The sequence below is a fragment of the Nostoc sp. genome, from assembly GCF_036917815.1.
Taxonomy (GTDB): Bacteria; Cyanobacteriota; Cyanobacteriia; order Cyanobacteriales; family Nostocaceae; genus Nostoc.
Genome location: NZ_JBALEK010000002.1, coordinates 104,890 through 111,608 on the forward strand (window position 1 = coordinate 104,890; position 6,719 = coordinate 111,608).

Here is a 6,719-nt window from a genome sequence, read left to right on the forward strand (position 1 = left end):
TCAATTATTCGACGAATTTGTTGGGTTTTAGAGCTTGACTAAAAACGGTCACTTCTGATATGCTCAAATCACTCGATAAGATTAGCACCTGCTGTAAGCTTTTACGCCACTTTTTGATAAAAGCAGCTTTTCTCATAGCACCCTAAAATTTAATTACGAATTATTTTAACTTGTTACAGACGGCTTGAAATTGTACAGCCATTTCTGAAAATCATCATTAAGACTCATTTGGCGCTCTTGTTTCTGTCCGGTAGATGCCACGATGTTAGCCTCGTAGTATCGCATCTCACCCAAGGCACTACGAGCTTGGATGATTTTTGTGCGCTCAGTGCGACGCTGTTGGTAGTTAGTTAAAGCTTCTTGGAGATTAGCTGAATCAGAAAAACACTCTCGCAGTTGGTATGCATCTTCAAAAGTGGTATTGGCTCCCTGTGCCATAGCAGGTGCCATTGGATGGGCAGCATCGCCTAAGAGAGTAACTCTGCCTTGACTCCATTCATTTAACGGTGGGCGATCGCAAATTGGCCCTTCCCAAATTTGCTCGGCTGGTGTCGCTTCCACCATCGCCCGAAAGGATTCATCCCAGTCGGCTAATTCATGGAGAATGCGAGACTTCACCTGATGGGCGCTGTCAGAAAGTGAGTACTCAGGCGAGAACTTGCGACTAATCCAACTAGTATAGCCGCCGCCCACATTCAGAACGTACATAAACTGTTGATTGCCTTTGACAAAAACTAGTTCATAGTCATTAAATAGCTCATGGTGATATTTGATGACGGCACGCCAACACATACTACCGATATAATTAGGCTTACCCTCGCCAAATAAAGTTTCTCTGATGACAGAGTTCACGCCATCAGCCCCAATCAGCAAATCTGCATCTACCGATTTTTCGCCATCAAAATGAATTTGGACACCGTTTTCATCTTGCTCAAAGCCGATACAGCGATGATTGAGGTGAATAATGTCAGAGGGCAATCTGGATGCTAAGACTTGCTGTAGACGATACCACCAAATAGTCAACAACGGTTGTCCGTATTGCTCCAAGTATTTGCTTTGGTTAGTCCGAATTGTTTCTCCCTGAATATTCTTTAAAACCGTGTGGTGAACCTCGCATCCTGAACTTTTGAGCGCTTCGACAATTCCCGGTGCGATCGCATCCAAAGAATTCAAGCCATTGGGAGCCAGCCCTAATCCAGTTCCCGCCGGACGAAATTCTTGGGCTTTTTCGTATACTTGAACGTCAATACCTTGGCTTCTGAGTGCTATAGCAGCAGCTAAACCGCCTGGACCAGCACCAACAACAGCAACTTTCTCTACTATGGGTTTGGATAATTTCTGAGTTAAATTTGTGTTCATATTAAAAGTCAAAATTCAGAATTTCCTCACGAATACATCCGCTTCCTCCATGTCTAAAGGCAGCCTCATATTTAGAGCTAGATCCACAGTCGTTATTTTGACTCCTGAGTGCTTTGTTAGTCAATCTTTCTTAAGAATCAACTCTTAATTGGTCTTCTAATGGGTTGTCATCAGCTTTGCGGTTACTGGTGGTAAGCACAACTGCAAGACTTCAGTATTTTTCGCCAATCGGATAAACACGAATAAATGCCTTTACGTCGATTTGGCTGATAAATTCCCTAATTTTGACTTTTAAATTTCTTAAACTTCCTGTAAGTTCACTAAGCTTGCTGTATCATTTTTATATTCAAAAAAGATTCTGCAAAGGAGTTTCGATGAAATTTAAGTCAGCTTCGGTTATTGGTTTGAGCCTTCTAAGTTTTTCAGTCAGTTCATTACCGCGTCTTGTAAATTCACCACAAGTCTTTGCCCAAGAAGTTAGCTCTTTATGCCCTCTGCCATCTGATATTGCCGTTACCTTCTTGCATTCTAAATGTCAGGAAGTCAAAATAGAACAGCCGCAGACATTTTATCGCTATTATAGTAATAGTGGAAATAAATACGGCAGGTATTTAACAACTAATAAATATAAAACAAATGTAGCAGTAATCAAGAATCTAGCTCTCAATCAAGCATGGGGCAATGAAGCCACTATGATAGAAACAATAACTTTGCCAGCAGGAACGATAACTTATCAAGGCATTGTTGGTGCCCAAGCACCTGTGAAATGTTATCCAGGTGGTGCCCAACAGACATTTATTAAAGACTCACAAGATCCAAATATCAAGTGGTCTGAGGGACAAAATCTCATTGTAAAAAAGTTTAGTTGTCCGTAAAATTCATGGAAACCAAGACAGAAGAATTTATCAAGCTAATCGATCAAGCGTCTGAAATTGCCGAACAGATGCTTAAAGACAAAAAACCTGAGTTTTCAGTGCATTTAAACAACGCGATCGCCACCCTACAATCTATTAAAAGCAACACACTGAATGGTAAACTTGAACCATCAGGAGGAATCTCAACCCTTGGTCTAGCTCATGAAGTTGCAGATTGGATTGAACCATTAGATTCGCCATTATTAAAAGCTGTAGGTGCAATAGAGGAATATTACCAAAAAAACCTCTAAATAGCCTATCTAGTACAAGAAGGCAAAAGTAAAAAGGCAAAAGTAAAAAGAAAGAATGCTTATTCTGTAGGCTTTCTGGCTATTTAAAATGGTTGCTTTATTTACGCCGTGTCGTACTAGTCTATTTACTTGAACACCATCGTCACCAAAGCAGTGCTGAGTAATAATTCTCATTTTGAACTCAGCAGTGTTTTGCTGAAAGTAATCATGTAATTATTATCTGCATGAAACATGAAAGAAAATTCCTTAGCTCCAATCACTTCCGACTCACTTACCCAGGAATTGAAAATATTAGGTTTAGAGGAAGTAGAATTATCTTTGAATGTCAATAATGTTTCCTACTCAGTGAAGCTAGAACCTCGTGTTACTTTACTGGATGCACTTCGGGAAAAGCTGGGTCTAATGGGCACTAAAAAAGCTTGCGATCGCGGTGAATGTGGTGCATGTACTATTCTAGTTAATGGTCGGCGAATTAACTCTTGTATGACTTTAGCAGTAATGCACATCGATACTGAAATTACCACAATTGAGGGATTAGCACAAGATAGCCAACTCCACCCCATGCAAACAGCCTTTATTACCCATGATGCTTTTCAATGTGGGTACTGCACATCGGGTCAAATTGTCTCAGCCCTAGGGATGATATTGGAAGAACTGCCAAAATCAGAGGCAGAAATTCGAGAAAGGATGAGTGGAAACCTTTGCCGTTGTGGAGCATACCCGAATATTATTGCCGCGATTCAGGATGTGCTAGAGGAAATGTCAGATGCAGCCATTTAGTTATGCTAAAGTTACTTCAAAAGAGACTGCGATCGCAACAGTTGAACAAGACAAAACTGCTGCATTTATTGCTGGTGGCACAGATTTACTGGGATTGATGAAGGATGGAGTTCAAACAGCGAATATATTAATTGATATTAATAGTTTGCCCTTAGCAGATATTGAATTTGAAGGTAATAGCATCCGCATTGGTGCTATCTCTCGCATGAGTGATGTGGCTTCTCATCCCCAAATTCAGAAATGTTATCCAGTAATTAGCCAAGCATTGTTACAAAGCGCTTCACCACAACTACGAAACATGGCAACAGTGGGCGGTAATTTACTGCAACGAGTTCGCTGTGGTTACTTTCGCGATCCGGTTTTTCCCTGCAACAAACGCACCCCAGGTATAGGTTGTTCGGCAATTATAGGCTACAATCGAACTCACGCTATTTTCGGAGCTAGCGAACATTGTATTGCCGTTCATCCCTCAGATTTAGCTGTGGCACTAGCGGCATTAGATGCAGTAATTTGCATCCAAGGGGCAGAAAAAATACGTCGAATTTCCATTCATGATTTTTATCTCTTACCAGGTGAGACACCAGCAAAAGAAACTCTATTACAGCCTGGAGAATTAATTGTTGCCATTGAAGTTTTAGATTTTGCACATAAGTCTTATTATTTAAAAGTCAGAGATCGTGCTTCCTACGAATTTGCTCTCGTTTCCGTAGCCGTTGCCTTAGATGTAGAACAAGACATGATTAAATCAGCAAGAATCGCTTTTGGAGGGGTAGCACCCAAACCTTGGCGTGCAAGAGATGCTGAGGAATTTTTAAAAGGGAAAGCAACTAACGAAGGTATCTTTACAGCCGCAGCAGAAGCAGCCGTCAAAGAAGCAAAACCGCAAACAGACAATGAATTCAAAATTGAGTTAGTCAAACGCGCTTTGGTACGGGCGCTTTCAGTTGTGGTAGAAAGATTATGAATAAAATTATCGGTAAACCACTCGATCGCGTTGATGGTAAGCTGAAAGTAACGGGAGAAGCACCTTACACAGCCGATGTGCCAATAGAGAATTTAACTTATGGAGTGATTTTTCAAAGCGCGATCGCTTGCGGTAAAATTATCCAAATAGACACATCCGCAGCCGCCATCGCCCCTGGTGTGCTAGATATCATTACTTATGAGCAAACCCCATCTCTGGTAAAAATACCCTTCTTTGCCCCTCAAAAACCTCAGTCAACCGAAAAAGACCATAACATCTACTACAATGGTCAACATCTGGGGATTGTAATTGCCCAAACTTTAGAACAAGCTGAATCCGCCGCCTCAAAGGTGAAAATTATCTACGAAGAAGCCACTGGGACAGTCACAATGGCACGCGCAGAGATATTTGAACCCGAATCAATATTTTTTGGCATGATGCCGGCTAAAATCACCAGAGGCAATGTTGAATCAGGAAAAGCCCAGGCAGATGTGCTGGTGGAGCAAATTTATACCACGCCAATGGAACATCATAATCCCCTAGAACCTTCTGCAACCATCGCCATGTGGGAAGGGGATAATTTGACATTGTATGAAACCACTCAAGGCATTTCTGCAACCCAAAAAGCGATGGCATCTGTTCTAAATATTCCTCAAGAAAATGTCCGCGTCATCTCCAAATATTTAGGCGGAGGATTTGGTTGTAAAGCGTTGCTGCGATCGCATACAATTTTAGCTGCCATCGCAGCTCGTCAAGTAAAGCGCCCTGTGAAAGTTGTACTAACGCGATCGCAAATGTACACTGGTTGCGGACATAGATCCCCAACTCAGCAGCAGCTAACACTAGGTGCAACCAAAGAAGGCAAACTAACTCTCATCAATCACATTGGTACATCCTTAACTTCCTTCTTTGATGACTTTGTAGAACCTGTAGGTGCAGCAACAAAAATGATGTACAACTGTGCCAATTTAGAAATTAAATACCGTTTGGCACGTATCAATACTGGCACACCAACCTTTATGCGGGGGCCAGGAGAAGCGACGGGAATGTTTGCCTTAGAGTCAGCAATGGATGAACTGGCATACACCTTAAATATTGACCCAATTGAACTAAGATTAAAAAATCATGCAGATGTCGATCCGCATACAGGATTACCTTGGTCAACTAAATCCCTGAAAGAATGTTACCAAAAAGGAGCAGAAATTTTTGGTTGGTTACAACGCAATCCAGTTCCCCGTTCCATGCGAGATGGTTATTTCCTCATTGGTTGGGGAATGGCAAGTGCGACATTTCCCACCAACATTGCAACTGCATCAGTCAAGGTAGAAATTTTTGCCACTGGAGAGGTGAAGGTACAAAGTGGAACTCAAGATATAGGTACTGGCACTTATACAGTGATGACGCAGGTAGCTGCTGAAGTACTAGGCTTACCAGTGCAGTTTGAATTAGGTGATAGTAATCTTCCTAAAGCCCCCATCACCGGGAACTCAATGACAGTTGCTAGTGTTTCCCCGGCGGTGCATAAAGCAGCGATCGCGGCACGGGATAAAATAATTAAAATGGCGATGGCAGATCCAAATTCTCTGCTTTACGAATCTCAAGCAGCAGATATTACCGTCGAGTCAGGAGAAATATTTTTAAAACAAGACCCATCGAAGCGAGACAGCTACACCGATATTCTACATCGTCATGGATTAGAAAGTTTAGAAGTTACAGAGGAATCCTCACTCAACCCAGAAAGCAAACAATACGCCAAACACTCATTTGGTGCAATCTTTGTGGAAGTTGCAGTTGATGAGTTGTTGGGAGAAATTAAAGTTAGACGTTGCGTAGGCGTTTATGATGCAGGGCGAATTCTCAACTTCAAGACAGCACGGAGTCAGGTTTTGGGCGGGATTACATGGGGAATCGGTATGGCGCTGATGGAGAAAACTGTAATAGATGCTAATCAGGGCAGAATAGTTGGTGCTAACCTTTCAGATTACCTGATTCCTGTTCATGCAGATATCCCAAATATGGAAGTGCAATTTGTTGAGGAACACGACCCTTATGTGAATGCACTCGGAACTAAAAGCCTGGGGGAACTTCCGATTGTTGGGGTAGCAGCTGCCATATCTAATTCAGTTTATCATGCTACAGGTAAACGGATTCGCGATCTGCCAATTACACCAGATAAGTTGTTGTGAGTGAATCGGTTTGTTGGAAGTCCCATATTCGGTCAAGACTGAGATTAGACATCTTGCAAAAGTCCCCTAACACCCCACCCCCAACCCCTCCCTGCAAGCGGGGCTACGGTGTACACACAAGTCTTCTAAAGTTGCGTCACAGACTTTTGATCCCCCCAACCTCCCTTAAGAAGCTATCCATTATAAACATCTTTCTTAACAGAAAATTTGACAGAAGTAAGGAGTTATGCAGTAGAGGAGGAAGAAAAAAATCAGCAATGATGCG

Annotated in this window: 6 protein-coding genes; 5 read left to right on the top strand and 1 reads right to left on the bottom strand. The window is 42.1% G+C overall.

Features of this window, described 5'->3' with window-relative positions; translation table 11 throughout:
- Positions 1-165: 165 nt before the first annotated feature.
- Positions 166-1,359, bottom strand: coding sequence for an FAD-dependent monooxygenase (locus V7K97_RS00690; protein WP_334798785.1), 1,194 nt, complete (start codon positions 1,357-1,359; stop codon positions 166-168).
- 374 nt (positions 1,360-1,733) lie between these two features.
- Here V7K97_RS00690 and V7K97_RS00695 point away from each other — a divergent pair, with 374 nt between their 5' ends.
- The 5 genes from V7K97_RS00695 (at position 1,734) to V7K97_RS00715 (ending at position 6,454) form a co-directional block, all read left to right on the top strand.
- A complete protein-coding gene (locus V7K97_RS00695; RefSeq protein ID WP_334798786.1) occupies positions 1,734-2,234 on the top strand; it encodes a hypothetical protein in 501 nt (166 codons plus the stop codon).
- A gap of 5 nt (positions 2,235-2,239) precedes the next feature.
- Positions 2,240-2,524 (top strand): hypothetical protein, encoded by a 285-nt coding sequence (locus V7K97_RS00700; RefSeq protein WP_334798787.1) that lies wholly within the window; start codon positions 2,240-2,242, stop codon positions 2,522-2,524.
- 231 nt (positions 2,525-2,755) lie between these two features.
- Entirely contained in the window at positions 2,756-3,304 is a 549-nt protein-coding gene (locus V7K97_RS00705; protein WP_334798788.1) for a (2Fe-2S)-binding protein, read from the top strand.
- The gene (locus tag V7K97_RS00710; protein ID WP_334798789.1) at positions 3,291-4,268 is read left to right on the top strand and encodes an FAD binding domain-containing protein; all 978 of its coding nucleotides are present in this window, start codon (positions 3,291-3,293) and stop codon (positions 4,266-4,268) included. Before V7K97_RS00705 ends, V7K97_RS00710 begins: the two co-directional genes overlap by 14 nt.
- Positions 4,265-6,454, top strand: coding sequence for a xanthine dehydrogenase family protein molybdopterin-binding subunit (locus V7K97_RS00715; RefSeq protein ID WP_334798790.1), 2,190 nt, complete (start codon positions 4,265-4,267; stop codon positions 6,452-6,454). Before V7K97_RS00710 ends, V7K97_RS00715 begins: the two co-directional genes overlap by 4 nt.
- Positions 6,455-6,719: the final 265 nt, after the last annotated feature.